Origin of the sequence: Massilia sp. AB1 (assembly GCF_018119385.1) — a bacterium.
GTDB lineage: Bacteria > Pseudomonadota > Gammaproteobacteria > Burkholderiales > Burkholderiaceae_D > Telluria.
The window spans coordinates 34,723-50,772 of sequence record NZ_JAGKSG010000027.1 but is presented as its reverse complement, the minus strand read 5'-3'; the positions used below and the strand labels follow the sequence as shown (position 1 = coordinate 50,772).

Here is a 16,050-nt window from a genome sequence, read left to right as displayed (position 1 = left end):
TAGGTGGGCGGCAGCGACTACGACAAGGTCACTGCCGGGCGAAGGGAACCTGTCAGATCAGGTCCAGCCCGCATCCACCACGAAATCCTGCGCCGTGCACATCTTGCTATCGTCCGCGCCCAGGAAGAGCACCATGTTGGCGACATCCTCGGGCATCAGCTTGCCCGGCAGGCACTGCGCCTTCTTGATCTCTTCTTCCGCCGCCGCATCGACCCACAGTTCGATCTGGCGCTGGGTCATCACCCAGCCCGGCGTGACGGTATTCACGCGCACGCCGAACGGGCCGAGGTCGCGCGCCAGGCTGCGGGTCAGGCCGATCACGGCCGCCTTGGTGGTGGCGTAGACCGGATAACCCGCCCCCTTGGCATGCCAGGACATGGAGCTGAAGTTGATGATCGAGCCGCCGCCCTTTTTCTTCATGCCTTCCAGGACCGCCTGGATGGTGAAGAACATCGGACGCTGGTTGATGGCGATGCGCTCGTTCCAGTAGTCGAGCGAGACCTCCTGGATATCGTGGCGCTGGTCGTTGGCGGCATTGTTGACCAGGATGTCGAAGTCGCCCAGCTGTTGCGCCAGCTCGGCAATCGTGCGCTGCAGCGACGGGATGTCGGTGATGTCGCAATAGCGGAACACCGGTGCGCTGTGGCCTGCCTGGGCCAGCTTCGCGCACAGCGCCTCGCTGGCCTGCTTCGCGATGTCCACGAACGCGACCACCGCGCCCTGCTCCACGAACGCCGTCACGATCGCTTCACCGATACCGGTGCCGCCGCCCGTGACGAACACGCGCTTGCCCTGCAAACTGGGATACTTCGCCATTTGATCCATAACTGTCTCCATCTGTTCTTATTGTGCGGCCGTTTTTACTCTTTGGTCAACGCGCCGTCGCGGCGGCGCCAGGTGCCCAGCGGGTTACCGTCGCGCAGGACTTCCGGCAGCAGCTCGGCCGGCATGTTCTGGTAGCAGACCGGGCGCAGGAAGCGGCTGATCGCGCCGGTGCCCACCGAGGTGCTGCGGCCGTCGGCCGTCGACGGGAACGGCCCGCCGTGCACCATCGCGGTCGAGACTTCGACGCCGGTCGGGTAGCCGTTGGCCAGGATACGGCCGACCTTGCGCTCGAGGACCGGCAGCAGCGCCTTCGCGGCGGCGTAGTCTTCCGCATCGATCTGCAGGGTCGCGGTCAGCTGGCCTTCCAGCACTTCCGCCACCTCGCGCAGCTGGGCCGCGTCCTGGCAGACCACCAGCACCGAGGCCGGGCCGAAGACTTCCTCGTGCAATTCCTGGCGCTTCAGGAACTCTTCCGCACTCACGCGGAACAGCGCGGCGCCGCCCTTGCCCTCTTCGTGTTCCAGGCGCGCCAGGGTGGACACGGCCTCGTTCTTCGCCAGCGCATCGACGCCCTTGCGGTAGCTGTCGGCGATGTTCTGGTTCAGCATGACCGCGGCTTGCGTGGCGTGCAGGGCCTCGGTCGCGGCCTTGCAGAAGGTCGACAATCCCGGACCGTCGACCGCCAGCACCAGGCCGGGGTTGGTGCAGAACTGGCCGACGCCCAGGGTGAGCGAGGCGGCGAAGCCCTTGCCGATTTCCTCGGCGCGGTGCTCCAGCGCGTGCGGCATCAGGAACACCGGGTTAATGCTGCTCATCTCGGCATACACCGGAATCGGCTGCTTGCGCGCCGCGGCGACGGCCATCAGCGCGGTGCCGCCCGAACGCGAGCCGGTGAAGCCGACCGCCTGGATGGCCGGGTGGCCGACCAGCGCCTGGCCGATGCCGTTGCCGGTGCCGGTCAGCAGCGCGAACACGCCCGCCGGCAGTCCGCACAGCGCGACCGCCTTGGCGACGGCGCGCGCCACCAGTTCCGAGGTGCCCGGGTGGGCCGAGTGGGCTTTGAGGACCACCGGGCAGCCCGCGGCGAAAGCCGACGCGGTATCGCCGCCGGCGACCGAGAACGCGAGCGGGAAGTTACTGGCCGCGAACACGGCGACCGGGCCCAGGCCGATCATGCGCATGCGCAGGTCGGGGCGCGGCGGGGTGCGTTCCGGCAGCGGCGTGTCCAGGCGGGCGTCGGCCCAGGAGCCTTCGCGCAGCAGGGTGGCGAACATGCGCAGCTGGTTCACGGTGCGCATGCGCTCCCCTTCCAGGCGCACGCGCGGCAGGCCGGATTCCGCAATGCCGCGTTCGATCAGCTCGTCGCCGACGGCCAGGATCTGCTCGGCCACGGTGTCGAGGAAGGTCGCGCGTTCCTGGTCCGAGGTGGCGCGGAAGGTGTCGAAAGCTCCGCCCGCCAGGCGGCAGGCGCGGTCGATCTGGTCTGGCGAGACCATGTGGAAGCTGGGCTCCAGGTACTCGCGGCGGGTCGGGTCCCAGGCCTTGAACGAACCCGCGGCGCCGCGCTCCTGCACGCCGCCGATAATGGCTTCTCCGGTGATGCTCATAAGGTCTTCACTTTCGCAAATGGGGTGGCATGGACGGCCAGCTTGTTGCGCAGGGCCGGGCCGAAGGCCGGGGACGCGACTTCGAAGGTCTCGCCGGCTTCGACGACGATGTTGTCGGCCACGCTCAGGGTGGCGGTGCCGAAGAAGTGGATGTGCACGTCGCCGGGACGGTTGAACAGGCCGTACTTGAAGTGGTGGTATTCGAGGTTGCCGATGGTGTGCGACATGTTCTGCTCGCCGCTCACGAAGGCCTTCTGCCAGCGCACCTTGCCCTCCTTGTCCAGGATGCGCGACACGCCCTCCACGTGGGCCGGCAGCTCGCCGACCAGCAGCGCCGGGCCAAGGCCGCAGTTGCGCAGCTTCGAGTGGGCCAGGTACAGGTAGTTCTGGCGCTCGGTGACGTGGTCGGAGAACTCGTTGCCGATCGCGAAACCGAGGCGGTAAGGCTGGCCGTCGTCGCCGATCACGTACAGGCCGGCGATCTCCGGCTCTTCGCCGCCGTCGAGCGAGAAGTCCGGCATCTCGAGGTCCTGGCCGGTGGCGCGCACGATCGAGCCGTCGCCCTTGTAGAACCATTCCGGCTGCACGCCGGCGGTGCCCGGCGCCGGCTTGCCGCCTTCGACGCCCATGCGGAACATCTTCATCGAGTCGCTCAGGGTCTCGACATCGCCGCCGATCTTCTTGTGCATGGCGTCGCGGGTGTCGGCGCTGCCCAGGTGGGTCAGGCCGGTGCCGGTGACATAGCAGTGGGCCGCGTCCGGATGGTCGAGCGGCGGCAGGATGCGGCCGGCCCTGGCCACGTCCTCGTAGTTGAAGGTCTCGAGACCGGCCGAAGTGTCGGCCAGTTGCGCCAGCCCTGCTTGGGTAGCGATCGCGGCGCGCGCCAGGTCCAGGGTGGTGGCGTAGCCGTTGACGACGCGGATGATGTTGTCGTGCAGGATGCCGACGCGGCGTTCCTGCGATTCGGTCAGAAATTGTACGAGCAGCATGGCCCGGTCTCCTATCGGTGTGTGAGGTCGGGATATGCATCGAACGCGCGGCCGGGCAGCCCGGCGACGCGTTCGGCTCCCGCTGGATCAGTGAGAATGCTTGGGTACGGCCGAACCGCGGCTGCCCACGAGGAAGTCGAAGTCGCAGCCTTCGTCCGCCTGCAGCACGTGGTCGAGGTAGAGGCGCTGGTAGCCGCTGTGCTGGACCGGCTTGTTCTTCTCGGCGCGGTCGGCCAGGCGGGCCTTGATCTCTTCGTCGGAGAGTTCGACGTTCAGCGAGCCGCTGTAGCAGTCCAGCTGGATCATGTCGCCGTCCTGCACGATGCCCAGCGGGCCGCCGGCCATGGCTTCCGGCGCCACGTGCAGCACCACGGTGCCGTAGGCGGTGCCGCTCATGCGGGCGTCGGAGATGCGCACCATGTCGGTGATGCCCTTGGCCAGCAGCTTGGGCGGCAGGCCCATGTTGCCCACTTCGGCCATGCCCGGGTAGCCCTTCGGGCCGCAGTTCTTCATGAGCAGGACCGAGTTCTCGTCAACGTCCAGGTCCGGGTCATTGATGCGCTGCTTGTAGTGATCGAAGTCCTCGAATACGACGGCCTTGCCGCGGTGCTTCATCAGGTGCGGCGACGCGGCCGACGGCTTCAGTACCGCGCCGCGCGGCGCCAGGTTGCCGCGCAGGATGCAGATGCCGCCGTCGGCGATCAAGGGGTTGTCCAGCTTGCGGATCACTTCGTCGTTGTAGATAGGCGCGTCCTGGCAGTTCTCCCACAGGGTCTTGCCGTTGACGGTCAACGCGTCCTTGTGCGGAATCAGGTCGCCCTCGCCCAGGCGGCGGATCACGGCCGGCAGGCCGCCCGCGTAGTAGAACTCTTCCATCAGGAAGCGCCCGGAAGGCAGCAGGTCGACCACGGTCGGGGTGCCCTTGCCGATCCTGGTCCAGTCTTCCAGCTCGAGCGGCACGCCAACGCGTCCGGCGATGGCCTTCAGGTGGATCACGGCGTTGGTCGAACCGCCAATCGCCGCGTTCATGCGGATCGCGTTCTCGAAGTTCTCGCGCTTGAGGATTTTGGAGAGGCGCAGGTCTTCGTGCACCATCTCGACGATGCGGATGCCGGACATGTGGGCCAGCACGTAGCGGCGCGCGTCCACCGCCGGAATCGCGGCGTTGTGCGGCAGCGAGGTGCCCAGCGACTCGGCCATGCAGGCCATGGTCGATGCGGTGCCCATGGTGTTGCAGGTGCCGGCCGAGCGCGAGTGGCCGGCTTCGGCGGACAGGAATTCGTGCATCGTGATCTGGCCAGCCTTGGCCTGCTCGTGCAGCTGCCAGACGGCGGTGCCGGAACCGATGTCTTTGCCGTTCAGCTTACCGTTGAGCATGGGGCCGCCGGTGACGACGATGGTCGGCAGGTCGACGCTGGCCGCGCCCATCAGCAGGGCCGGCGTGGTCTTGTCGCAGCCCACCAGCAGGACCACGGCGTCCATCGGATTGCCGCGGATGGATTCTTCGACGTCCATGGCGGCCAGATTACGGGTCAGCATGGCGGTCGGGCGCAGGTTTGATTCGCCGTTCGAGAAGACCGGGAATTCGACCGGGAAACCGCCGGCTTCCAGGATGCCGCGCTTGACGTGCTCGGCGAGCTTGCGGAAGTGGGCGTTGCAGGGGGTGAGTTCGGACCAGGTGTTGCAGATGCCAATGATCGGCTTGCCCTGGAATTCGTGGTCGGGAATGCCCTGGTTCTTCATCCAGCTCCGGTACATGAAGCCGTTCTTGTCCTGGGTTCCGAACCACGCGGCGGAACGCAGTGTGGTCTTTTTCTTTTGCTCGGACATTCGTGTTTCTCCTCGTTTTTTTACGGCCTAGGGCTTTGCCACCACCCTGGTGTCTCCCGATCAGCGATGAAGAAGTCTAAAATGCGAGCAGATAACTTTCCAATCAATTTTTAGCCAACATCGATATCGTATTTGATATCAATACAGCCTGTTATGCGAGTAGGGTGGACGGGTTTCCCGTCCACGCGGTGATAGTTAGCGCTTGAACAGGCGAGCGAGCCGATCTGGCTGAGTTTGAACGCATGGACGGGAGACCCGTCCGCCCTACCGGTGGAGGAAGCGGTTCTCGGGCAGGCCGCGGACGTCGAGCGACTGGCTGAACAGCGCCCCCGAGAGTGGCGCATTGGCGCGGTCCCCGGCCGTCATGCCCAGGTGGGCCGAGGTGACATACAAGGTGGACAGGCCCGGTCCGCCAAAGGCCGGACAGCTCGGCTGCGGCGCCGCCAGTTCCAGCGTCCGGTCCAGGCGGCCGTCCGGCGCGAAGCGCATCACCTTCCCCGCGCCCCAGCGCGTGGTCCACAGGTAGCCATCGGCGTCGATGCACGAGCCGTCCGGCTCCCCGGGCGCGGCGTCGGCCGGCACGAAGCTGTGCGTGGCCCCGACTTCCCCGCTGCAGGGGTTGTAGTCGGCGAAGCGGATCTCGCGCGTGGCCGAATCCGCGAAATACATGCGGCGTCCATTGGGACTGAAGCAGATCGAGTTGGCGATCGCCGCGTTCCCGATCGGCAGGCGTTCCAGCGTCAGGTCGAGGTTCAGACGGTAGAAGCCGCCCAGGGCCAGCTTGGGGTTATCAATCTGGTTGAACATGCCGAACACGAAGCGGCCTTGCCGGTCGCAGCGGCCGTCGTTCAGGCGCGTGGATGGAATGTCCGCCTCGACGTCGCAGATGCGCGTCACCTTCCCGGTCGAGAAAGTGAAGAAGGCCAGGCCCGACGCCAGCCCCAGCAGCAGGCGGTCGTCGCTGCCGGTGAGCGCGAAGGAGCACAGGCGCTCCGGCATCTTCCAGCTGGTGGTGCGGCCGGTGGAGGGCGAATGCGACCACAGGGTGGCGGCCGGGATGTCGGTCCACAGCAGCCGCCCGGTGCGTTCGCACCACAGCACGCATTCGCCCAGCTCGTGTTCCGCCTCGATGAACGCCTGCATCGCGCTCATTGGTCCACCGAGAAGCGGAAGCGCGACTCGGTCTCGTACACCTGGCCCGGGCGCAGGATCACGTTCGGGAAGTGCGGATGATTGGGCGAATCCGGGAAGTGCTGGGGCTCCAGGCAGAAGCCCGTGCGGTGCTCGTAGCTGTGGCCCTTGCCCTTGAGCGAGCCGTCGAGGAAGTTCCCGCTGTAGAACTGCACGCCAGGTTCCTCGGTCCACAGTTCCAGCACCCGGCCCGACACCGGCTCTACCACGCGCGCGGCGCGCGTCAGCGCCTTGCCGTCCGGCTTGTTGAGCACGAAGTTGTGATCGTAGCCCTGGCCGTGGCGCAGCTGCTTGTCCGGCTGGCCGATGCGCTCGCCGATGGGGCGCGGCATGCGGAAGTCGAAAGGCGTGCCGGTCACCGGGGTCAGCTCGCCGGTCGGGATCGATTCGGCGTCGATCGCGACGAAGGCGTCGGCGTCGATCACGAGTTCATGGCCCAGGATGTCGCCCTCGCCCGCCAGGTTGAAGTAGCTGTGCTGGGTGAGGTTGACCGGGGTCGGCGCGTCCGTCACCGCGTGGAAGCGCACCACCAGCTCGTTGTCGTCGTTGAGCTGGTAGACCACGGTGGCGTCCAGGTTGCCCGGATAGCCCTCCTCGCCGTCCACGCTGCGGTAAGCCAGGCGCAGGCTGTCGCCCTCCACCGCGGCGTTCCACTTGACCACGTGGAAGCCCTTGGGCCCGCCATGCAGGTGGTTGTTGCCGTTGTTGGTGGGCAGCTGGACTTCGCGGCCGTCGAGCATGAAGCGGCCCTTGGCGATGCGGTTGCCGTAGCGGCCGACCAGCGCGCCGAAGTAAGGGCTGTCGCCGCGGTAGGGCTCGAGCGTGTCGAAGCCGAGCACCACGTCGGCCATCTTGCCGTCGCGGTCAGGGGCCGTCAGCTCGGTGATGATGCCGCCGAAGTCGATGATCTTCGCCACCATGCCCTGGGCATTGGTCAGCGTAAACTGGGTGATGGTCGTGCCGTCGGGCAGCTGGCCGAACGGCGCTTGCGTAATACCGGTTTGCACGTTGTTCTTGTCCTCAGTAAGTGGATGGCCGGCCAAAGACAGGCATGCCCGATTCATCCCAGCGCAGCGGTTTCACGAAGGTGTGGCGGTCCGGATTCCACAGCGGATCGCCGACGATCTCGGTGTACGTGCGCGCATGGTAGACCAGCATGACGGTGTCGTTGTCTTCGGCATAGGTGAAGCTGTTGTGGCCCGGGCCGTAGATGCCATGATCGTAGCAGGTTCGCAAAACCGGCTCGCGCGATTTGGTCCAGGAAGCGGGGTCGAGCAGGTTGGCGTCCTCGTCGGCCCAGAGCAGGCCCATCGCGTAGTTGTGGTCGGTGGCGCTGGCCGAATAGCTGATGAAGATCTTGCCGTTGCGGCGGATGACGGATGGGCCTTCGTTGACCCAGAAGCCGATGGTTTCCCAGTCGTATTCCGGCTTGCTCAGCAGAATCGGCTTGCCCTCGATCTGCCACGGGGTCTTCATCGGGGCGATGTAGAGGTTGGAGTTGCCTTCGATTTCATAGTCCTTCTGCGCCCACAGGTAGTAGAGCTGGCCCTTGTGGGTGAAGGTGGTGGCGTCCAGGCAGAAGCTGTCGATGCCGGTGTCGACCTGGCCCATGAATTCCCATTCGCCTTCGAGCGGGTTGGCGTTGGTGGTGCGGATCGCGTACATGCGGTGCTGGAAGAGCTTGTGCTTGATCTCGCGGCTCGGGGCGGCGGCGAAGTAGACGTACCAGGCGCCCTGGTTGAAGTGGATCTCGGGGGCCCAGATCAGTTCCGAGTAGGGACCGGTGTCGGGCTTGGTCCAGGCCGTGACCGTCTCCGCGGTGGCCAGGCCGGCGATGGTGCGGGCGCGGCGCAGTTCGATCCGGTCGTACAGGGGGACCGAGGCGGTGAAGTAGTAGAAGCCGTCGGTGTGCTTGTAGATGTAGGGGTCGGCGCGTTGTTCGATCAGGGGTTTGAGGACGGTTTCTTGCATGGTCGGTCTCGATTCAATTTCGCGGTGTGCGGGCAAACTTGGGTCCTTGCCTGCGCGGGGAGTCGTTACCGCCGGTGGCGGTAACGACGGTCTTTGAGCTAACGGTCTTCAGGTGGCGACGTAGCCGTGGGCGCGCATGTCTTGCTTGACGGTGTCGTAGTACGAGTCGCTGATGCGGTACTTGAACATCAGGGCGCCCATCAGGAAGTGGAAGAAGCCCGGGATCACGGACAGCATCAGGGCGATGCCCTGCAGCGCCAGGGCCGACTGCTCCTGGTTCGGCTGGTACTCGAAGTAGTTCAGCAGGATGCCCACCATGCCGCCGGCGACCGCCATGCCGGCCTTCTGGCAGACCGAGATGCCGCCGAAGGCGAAGCCGGAGACGCGCTTGCCGGTCTTGACCTGGCCGTAGTCGATGGTCTCGGCGATCGCCGACCAGAACACCGGCGCATGCAGGTCCACCACCAGCGACAGCACGAAGTAGAGGACGAAGGCCAGCAGGATGTCGCCCGGCTGCACCAGGAAGTAGATCATCACGCTCAGCACCGCCACCGCCAGCTGGGTGTAGCGGAACAGCTTGACCTTGCAGTAGAACTTGGTGGTCCAGGTGGACACCACCATGGCCAGGATGGCGGCCGCCACGCCGGTCGACAGGAAGGCCGAGACGGTGGCGGTGTCGCCGTGCAGGTAGTACTTGGCGTAGTAGATCGCCACCGAGCCGCGGATCACGTAGCCGATGGTGCCGGTCACGCACACGCCGCACAGGATCAGCCACTGGTCGTTCTGCAGCAGCACCCTTACCTGTTCCATCAGCGGCTGCTTTTCCACCTTGTGCACCACGCGCTCGGTGGTGGTGAAGAAGCAGAACAGGAACAGGCCCACGCCCATCGCCGCCATCACCGCCATCGCGGCCTGGTAGCCGGCGGCCGGGTTGGCGCCGTCCCACCAGCTGGCCAGCACCGGCACGATGATGGTCACCATGAAGGCGCCGATCTTGGCGAAGAACAGGCGGTAGCCGTTGGCCGACAGGCGCTCCTGCGGGTCCGAGGTCAGGCCGCTGATCAGGGAGATGTAGGGAATGCCCACGCCCGCCGTCATCAGGGTCATCAGGATATAGGTCGAATAGGCCCAGAGCAGCTTGGCGTCGTAGTTCCAGTCCGGCGTCGAGAACACCAGGAACACGCTCAAGCCATAGGGCACGGCGAGCAGCAGCAGCCAGGGACGGTAGCGCCCCCAGCGCGTCAGGACGCCATCGGTGATCTGTCCCATGATCAGGTCGGCGATCGCCCCCACCACCTTCACCGCCACAAACAGGGCGGCCAGGTCCGCGGTCCGGAGTCCGTAGATGTCGGTGTAGAAGAAGGTAATGATCAGCATCATCGACGAGATCACCACGTTGAGCGCCATGTCGCCTGCGCCGAAACCCACTTTTTCGAGGGTGGAGAGTTTTTGTGTTTGCATATAGCCTTCCCTTCCGAACGACCCGGGGGCACTGCCGGATACCTCCGTGCAGTGCCCCCCTTCCACTTAGGCGCCCCTGTCGGGGCTTACATCTTCCACCGCAAGGCGACCGAGACCGAACGTCCGACCTGGACCGTACCGAAATTGGTCAACTGCTGGTTACCCGCTTCGCCGAAGTGGTAGTACTGCCGCTGCATTTCGTTCGTCAAGTTGATCGCAGCGATATCGACCGAGGTCCTGTCGTTGATTTTGTAGGAAACCTGCATGTCCACGCTCTTTTCCGGGTGACGCCAGATACCGATCGGATTGGCGAACAAGGCGGCTTCGTTGGCGGCCAGGAAGCCGGAACGCCAGACATAGGACATGCGCGCGCTGACCGGGCCCTTCTCGTACGCCAGGGTGGCGTTGTAGGAACGGTCGGACACCCCGAAGAACGGCGTCTCGAGCTGAGCGATGATCTCGCCGGCACTATTCGCCTCGGGAACGTTCTGCGACGAGCTGAGTCGGGTATAACTGCCCTGGAAGCCCAGGCCGTCCAGCGGGCCCGGCAGCCATTTCGGGAAGTAGATCAAACCAATCTCGACGCCTTTGATCGTGCCGTCGGAAGCGTTGACCGGCGAGTTGATGACGTAGTCATAGCCGTTCGTATGGTCGCCGCCCGAGGTCGAGTTGCGGAACGGGTCGTCCGCCGGGTCGACGTGAATCTTGCGGCGCAGGGGCACGACCAGGCCGTCGATCTTGCGCTTGAACACAGTGCCGTAGAGTGCGCTGTCTTTCTGGAAATACCACTCACCCGTCAGATCGAAGTTCGTCGAGAGCGTCGGTTTCAGGTCCGGATTGCCGCCGGTGCCCGAGCCATAACCCACCCGCGACACGTCGTCGGCGAGTTGCAGGACAGGATTCAGGTCACCGAAGTTTGGACGGCGCAGGGTTTTACCAAAATTGAAGCGCGTCACGACGTCCTTGGCCGGGTCGTAGGTCAGCGTCAGGCTGGGCAGGAACTTGCTGGTCGACTTGCTGGCGCCGGACGCAGTGACCGCCTTGGTGGTGGCATCGACCTTATAGAAGGTCATGTCGGTATCGACTTTGGTGTAGCGCACGCCGGCATTGGCGCGCAGGCGATTGCCGAACAGCTCGCTTTGGAAGTTCCCCATCAGGTAGAGATTGCTCGTCTTTTCCTCGATCTCGAAGGTCTTCTGCAGGCTCAGTTTGTCCGTGGTCAGGAAGTTGCTGTTGACCGAGTTATAGAGCTTGCGCCACTCGTCGATATTGTCGCGGATATAGTAGGCGTTGGGCTCCACCCACGAGCGCGGAACGTCCGAGATGTCCGTGCCGAAGTTCGAGTTGGTAATGGCATACTCAGGCCCCAGCGAGGCGAGGTTGCGGCCCAGGAAGGCCGATTGCGTCCGGTTGGCTTCCGACGCCTTGCGTATGTCGTGGCGCACGCCGAAGTTAAGCGTTTCCAGCGGACCCCAGCCGGCATCGAAGACGCCCGCCAGCGTGGCCGTCGCGGCGCTGCCCTTGTTGCGGTTGGCGTTATCGTAGAACTCCGCCACATTCCACTTGCTCGGGTCGGCCAGCTCGGCATTGTCGTTGAAACGGAAGGCCGTATCGCCGCCGGCATTGAAGTCGACGTCGATAGACGGGGCGACGCGATCGATCCGGGTGGCGGTGAATTGCGTGTCGAACTCGCTCGTCTGGTAGGACAGATCACCGTCCAGCTTCAGGCGGTCGCCAATATTCCACTTGCCGTTCAGGGCATACACGAAGGAATCGGTTTTCGACGTGGTGTAGTCGCCGCTGTTGAAGCCATAGACGTTATTGACCGAGCGGCTCTTGATGACGTTCGTTCCCGGGAAGGTCGTAATCGTCCCCGCCGGGTTGCTGCCGAGGTCGCCCCACCAGTCGACAAAGCTGAACAGCAGCTGATTGAAGGCCTTGTCGCGATAACCGTTGTACATCGATTCGAAGGTGTAGACCGCATCGCTGTTCGGTTTCCACTGCAGGGCGATATTGGCGGCGGGACGCTTCCGTTCACCCTGGACATCGCTCTGGAAGACGGCGTCGCGCGCCAGGTAGTAAGGATAGGCCTGGCCGTTGAAATTCAGCGTCGAACCCGCTGCCATCGGCAGGCCGGTACGGGTACCGGGCGCCCAGATATTGTTGTCGAAGATGCGCTGCAGGGGCACGTAACCTGGTGGAACTTCGGCAGCATTGGGGCTGGTGAACGGCACCATGGCGCCCGGCGTCACGCTTTCGTTGCGGTATTTCGTCTGGGTACCCGCCAGATTGACCAGGGCGCCGACTTCGCCGATGCCGGTTTCCCAGCGGTTGCTGAACATGGCGCTGAGCTGCGGGTTCCACCTTTTCGCCGGATCCAGATAGGTCTCGCGCGCCGAAATCGACACTTGCGAACCCTTGAAATCGAAGGGGCGCAGCGACTTCACGTCGATCTGGCCTGCAATGCCGGTTTCCAGCTGGCTGGCGTCGCGCGTCTTGTAAACGTCGATCTGGCGAACCAGGGTCGAGGGAATGTCCTGAAGCGCGACCTGCGTGCCCGACGCGGTAAAGATATTGCGGCCGTTCCAGGTGGTCTGGACGTCGGGGAGGCCACGGATGGACAAGGTTCCGACTTCGCCGCCGGCGCGGTTGGTGACCTGGATGCCCGTCACGCGCTGCAGCGCTTCGACGACATTGTTATCGGGGAGCTTGCCGATGTCTTCGGCAACGACCGATTCCACGACCTGGTCGTTGAGGCGCTTGTTCGTCAGGCTCTTGATGAGCGATGCCTTGACGCCCGTGACGACCACGGTCTGCGTGTCGCCCGGCGCCGTCGTTTCGGCGGCCGCGGCGGGGGAGATTTCCTGGGCGCCGACCGTGGCGGCGCTCATCAGTCCGGCGCCGGCGAGTGCGGCGACGGTGGCGCGCAACATGAAGGTACGGGTGGGCGCAGCTTGGCCCGATGCTAAGCGTTTCATACGTCTCCTCTGTCGTTATTTTGGTGCGCCGGCGCTGGCTGCTCGCGGCTGCTTTTTTACATGCTCGAGAGGAATGGTAGGCGCTGCACTGAGAACGATCCAATCAATTTTTCCGCCGTTCCGATACCGATTTTAGTATCGACAAAGCAGTATAAATATGTTAGCGCTATCGTATTAAAGACAAGACTAGCGGAAATTGTGTACAATTCGCAACGCTCATTTTGCGAAGACACAATCAGCATAAGTATAGTGCTAAGGGTTATTGGTAAAGCAAGTGCTCACCTGTTATGGTACGGGGCAGCGATGTTTCCTTTTCGCAACTAATCCTGCCTTTCTCCCGGGCGGGGCAATGACAAACCGCTATCCTTCGTGTAATGATGGATTGGCATTTCAAATTAACTACTGGAGAGACTCATCCATGAATAAGAAGATCCTGGCAGCTGCCCTCGTTTCGAGCCTGCCCCTGTTCGCGCAAGCCCAGACCTCGGTCACCATGTATGGCGTGGTTGACGCGTCGTTCGGCATCGAAGACCGCGACATCGCCGGCGAAGACCACGCAGTGGTGGTTCAGTCGGGCACCCAATCGACCAGCCGTATCGGTTTCCGTGGCACCGAAGAGCTGGGCAACGGCCTGAAGGCTCTGTTCAACCTGGAAGCTGGCGTCGCTGTCGACTCCGGCGCCGGCGATTCGACCCTGTTCCAGCGCCGCGCAGTCGTCGGCCTGCAGGGCAACTTCGGTACCGTGACCGTGGGCCGTGAATACAGCCCGATCGCTGCAATCGCTCAAGCGACCGACGCACTGGGCCATGGCTTCTACGGCAGCAGCCTGGCAGCCTTCGCTACCCCGGCCGGCGCACTGCCGCGCGCTACCCGCCGCCTGTCGAACTCGGTCAACTACAAGAGCAACCCGTGGAACGGCGTTGTGATCGGCGCAGCCTACGGCGCCGGCGAGCGCCAGAGCGGTCCGTCGAACGACGTGCTGGGCATCTCGCTGGAAGCTACCCAAGGCAACCTGTACCTGGGCGCCGCCTACCAGGAAGTCGAGCGCCTGGCCGCCGGCAACGACAAGGAATACGCATCGGGCATCGGCTACAAGTTCGGCGCCTTCGAAGCGCGCGCTGGCTACCTGGTCGCTGACCCGACCGGCGCCAACAACGCCTACGAGCAGATCAACGTCGGCGGAACCTGGACCACCGGCCCGAACAAGTTCTTCCTGCAATTCCAGCGCCAGGAACTGGGCAACGGCGGCAAGGGCAACGGCTTCACCCTGGCCTACACCTACACCCTGTCGAAGCGTACCAACCTGTACGGCACCTTCGCCACCCTGCGCAACAACGACGTCGGCAACTTCGGCCTGACCTCGGCTGGCGGCACCCTGCTGTCGCCGCTCGTCGGCGCGGATCCGAAAGCCATCAACGTGGGCGTGCGTCACTCGTTCTAATCGACGCGCTCCAACGAAAAACGGCAAGCCCTCGGGCTTGCCGTTTTTTTTAGTCCTCGCCGGACGCCTGGATCAGAACTCTTCCCAGTCCCCGGCGGTGGCGCTTGCCCTGGCCTTCGCCGGCGCACGCGCAGGCACAGGCGCCGCAGCAGGCTTCGGCAGCGCCGGCGTCTTCACCTGAGCCGCGACCGGCGCCGCCTGGGCCGCGCCGATCTGGAACACGGCCACCGCCTTGGCCAGTATCGCGGCCTGCTCCTGCATCTGGCTCGACGCGGCCGCCGCCTCCTCCACCAGGGCCGCGTTCTGCTGCGTGGTCTCGTCCATCTGCACCACCGCCTGGTTGATCTGCTCGATGCCCGAGGTCTGCTCCATGCTGGCGCTCGAAATCTCGGCCATGATGTCGGTCACGCGGCGCACGCTGTCCACGATCTCCTGCATCGTCGCGCCGGCTTCGGCCACCAGCTTGCTGCCGCTGGCCACCTTGTCGGTCGACGCGCCGATCAGGGCCTTGATCTCCTTGGCCGCGTTGGCCGAGCGCTGCGCCAGGTTGCGCACCTCGCCCGCCACCACCGCGAAGCCGCGGCCCTGCTCGCCGGCGCGCGCCGCTTCCACCGCCGCATTCAAGGCCAGGATATTGGTCTGGAAGGCGATGCCGTCGATGACGCCGATGATGTCGTTGATCTTGTTGGCCGAGTCGTTGATCTCGCCCATGGTGCCGACTACCTGGCCGATCACCTGGCCGCCGCGCGCGGCGACGTTAGCCGCCGCTTCGGCCAGCACGTTGGCCTGGCGCGCGTTGTCGGCGTTTTGCCTGACGGTCGAGGTCAGCTCTTCCATCGAAGACGCGGTCTCCTCCAGCGCGCCAGCCTGCTGCTCGGTGCGCGAAGACAGGTCCTGGCTGCCCGCCGCCACCTGGGCCGCGGCCACCGCGATGGTGTCGGTGCCGGTGCGGACCACGCCCACGGTGCGCGCCAGGTTCTCGTTCATGGCCTTGAGCGCCTGCAGCAGCTGGCCCATCTCGTCGCGGGTGTCGACCTCGATGCGGCTGGTCAGGTCGCCGGCGGCGACGGTGTTCGCCACCTCCAGCGCCTTGGCCACCGGACGCGTGATCGAGCGCGTGATCGACCAGGCCACTGCCGCGGCCAGCGCCAGCGCGCCAAAGCCCAGGCCCCACATCAGGATGCTGGTGCTGCGGTAGGTGCGGGCCGCCTCGGCGGCGGCGTCCATGGCGATCTGCTTCTGCAGCGCGCTCTGCTCGGCGGTGGCCTTCTTCAGGCGCACCAGCAGCGGGCGCAGCTCGCTCTTGAGCAGCGAGCGCGCGGCGTCCAGCTCGTCGAGATTGATCAGGCGGATCAGCTTGTCCTGGCCGCTCACGTAACCGGCGGTTTCCTGCTTCATCTGCGCCAGCAGTTCCTTGCCGCGCGCGCTCACGAGCGACTTGTCCAGCTCAGCGAGGATCGCATTCATGCTGCGGCGGTGCTCGATGACTTCCTCGGCCAGCTTCTGGCGGTCGGCCGGGTCGTCGGTCAGCATCATGTTGCGGATCGCGATGGCGATGTCGTTGATGTCGGCCTGCATCTGGCCGGTCATTTCGATCTTCGGCATGCGCCCGTTGACGATTTCGTCGGTGCCGGCGTTGACGCGCGCCAGCATGGCATTGCTCAGTGCGACCATCAGCACCAGCATGGCGCAGACGATGCCAAAGCCCAGCGCCAGGCGCTTGCCGATCTTGAGGTTGGCGAGTTTCATGTTCTTGT

The 16,050-nt window shown here is 64.7% G+C and carries 11 protein-coding genes; 1 reads left to right on the top strand and 10 read right to left on the bottom strand.

Going from position 1 to position 16,050, the window contains the following annotated elements; translation table 11 throughout:
• Positions 1 to 57 precede the first annotated feature (57 nt).
• The 9 genes from J8847_RS15980 to J8847_RS15940 form a co-directional block, all read right to left on the bottom strand.
• Positions 58 to 825 carry an SDR family NAD(P)-dependent oxidoreductase gene (locus J8847_RS15980; RefSeq protein WP_211525706.1) on the bottom strand — a complete coding sequence of 256 codons (768 nt, stop codon included), beginning with the start codon at positions 823 to 825 and terminating at the stop codon, positions 58 to 60.
• A gap of 35 nt (positions 826 to 860) precedes the next feature.
• A complete protein-coding gene (locus J8847_RS15975) occupies positions 861 to 2,432 on the bottom strand; it encodes an aldehyde dehydrogenase (NADP(+)) (RefSeq protein ID WP_211525705.1) in 1,572 nt (523 codons plus the stop codon).
• Positions 2,429 to 3,421: an AraD1 family protein gene (araD1, locus tag J8847_RS15970; RefSeq protein ID WP_211525704.1), complete on the bottom strand. Its 993-nt coding sequence runs from the start codon at positions 3,419 to 3,421 to the stop codon at positions 2,429 to 2,431. The genes J8847_RS15975 and araD1 overlap by 4 nt, the downstream gene beginning before the upstream one ends.
• A gap of 87 nt (positions 3,422 to 3,508) precedes the next feature.
• Positions 3,509 to 5,251 carry an IlvD/Edd family dehydratase gene (locus J8847_RS15965; RefSeq protein ID WP_211525703.1) on the bottom strand — a complete coding sequence of 581 codons (1,743 nt, stop codon included), beginning with the start codon at positions 5,249 to 5,251 and terminating at the stop codon, positions 3,509 to 3,511.
• Between the two features lie 264 nt (positions 5,252 to 5,515).
• A complete protein-coding gene (locus tag J8847_RS15960) occupies positions 5,516 to 6,394 on the bottom strand; it encodes an SMP-30/gluconolactonase/LRE family protein (protein ID WP_373888799.1) in 879 nt (292 codons plus the stop codon).
• 5 nt (positions 6,395 to 6,399) lie between these two features.
• Positions 6,400 to 7,449, bottom strand: coding sequence for an aldose epimerase family protein (locus J8847_RS15955; protein ID WP_373888798.1), 1,050 nt, complete (start codon positions 7,447 to 7,449; stop codon positions 6,400 to 6,402).
• Positions 7,450 to 7,462: 13 nt separating this feature from the next.
• A complete protein-coding gene (locus tag J8847_RS15950) occupies positions 7,463 to 8,413 on the bottom strand; it encodes a family 43 glycosylhydrolase (protein ID WP_211525700.1) in 951 nt (316 codons plus the stop codon).
• A gap of 108 nt (positions 8,414 to 8,521) precedes the next feature.
• Positions 8,522 to 9,874 (bottom strand): MFS transporter, encoded by a 1,353-nt coding sequence (locus J8847_RS15945; protein ID WP_211525699.1) that lies wholly within the window; start codon positions 9,872 to 9,874, stop codon positions 8,522 to 8,524.
• Positions 9,875 to 9,960: 86 nt separating this feature from the next.
• Complete coding sequence (locus tag J8847_RS15940) at positions 9,961 to 12,852, bottom strand: TonB-dependent receptor (protein ID WP_211525698.1); 2,892 nt, start codon at positions 12,850 to 12,852, stop codon at positions 9,961 to 9,963.
• A 418-nt stretch (positions 12,853 to 13,270) separates the two neighbouring features.
• Between J8847_RS15940 and J8847_RS15935 the strand changes: the two genes are divergently transcribed.
• Complete coding sequence (locus J8847_RS15935; RefSeq protein WP_211525697.1) at positions 13,271 to 14,293, top strand: porin; 1,023 nt, start codon at positions 13,271 to 13,273, stop codon at positions 14,291 to 14,293.
• Between the two features lie 72 nt (positions 14,294 to 14,365).
• On the opposite strand, the gene J8847_RS15930 is transcribed toward J8847_RS15935, so the two are convergent.
• Positions 14,366 to 16,042: a methyl-accepting chemotaxis protein gene (locus tag J8847_RS15930; protein ID WP_211525696.1), complete on the bottom strand. Its 1,677-nt coding sequence runs from the start codon at positions 16,040 to 16,042 to the stop codon at positions 14,366 to 14,368.
• Positions 16,043 to 16,050: the final 8 nt, after the last annotated feature.

What these genes read in the sequence shown, in the direction of transcription:
- J8847_RS15980 (WP_211525706.1), bottom strand. Translation starts at nt 825, where the DNA reads ATGGATCAAATGGCGAAGTATCCCAGTTTGCAGGGCAAGCGCGTGTTC.
- J8847_RS15975 (WP_211525705.1), bottom strand. Translation starts at nt 2,432, where the DNA reads ATGAGCATCACCGGAGAAGCCATTATCGGCGGCGTGCAGGAGCGCGGC.
- araD1 (WP_211525704.1), bottom strand. Translation starts at nt 3,421, where the DNA reads ATGCTGCTCGTACAATTTCTGACCGAATCGCAGGAACGCCGCGTCGGC.
- J8847_RS15965 (WP_211525703.1), bottom strand. Translation starts at nt 5,251, where the DNA reads ATGTCCGAGCAAAAGAAAAAGACCACACTGCGTTCCGCCGCGTGGTTC.
- J8847_RS15960 (WP_373888799.1), bottom strand. Translation starts at nt 6,394, where the DNA reads ATGCAGGCGTTCATCGAGGCGGAACACGAGCTGGGCGAATGCGTGCTG.
- J8847_RS15950 (WP_211525700.1), bottom strand. Translation starts at nt 8,413, where the DNA reads ATGCAAGAAACCGTCCTCAAACCCCTGATCGAACAACGCGCCGACCCC.
- J8847_RS15945 (WP_211525699.1), bottom strand. Translation starts at nt 9,874, where the DNA reads ATGCAAACACAAAAACTCTCCACCCTCGAAAAAGTGGGTTTCGGCGCA.
- J8847_RS15940 (WP_211525698.1), bottom strand. Translation starts at nt 12,852, where the DNA reads ATGAAACGCTTAGCATCGGGCCAAGCTGCGCCCACCCGTACCTTCATG.
- J8847_RS15935 (WP_211525697.1), top strand. Translation starts at nt 13,271, where the DNA reads ATGAATAAGAAGATCCTGGCAGCTGCCCTCGTTTCGAGCCTGCCCCTG.
- J8847_RS15930 (WP_211525696.1), bottom strand. Translation starts at nt 16,042, where the DNA reads ATGAAACTCGCCAACCTCAAGATCGGCAAGCGCCTGGCGCTGGGCTTT.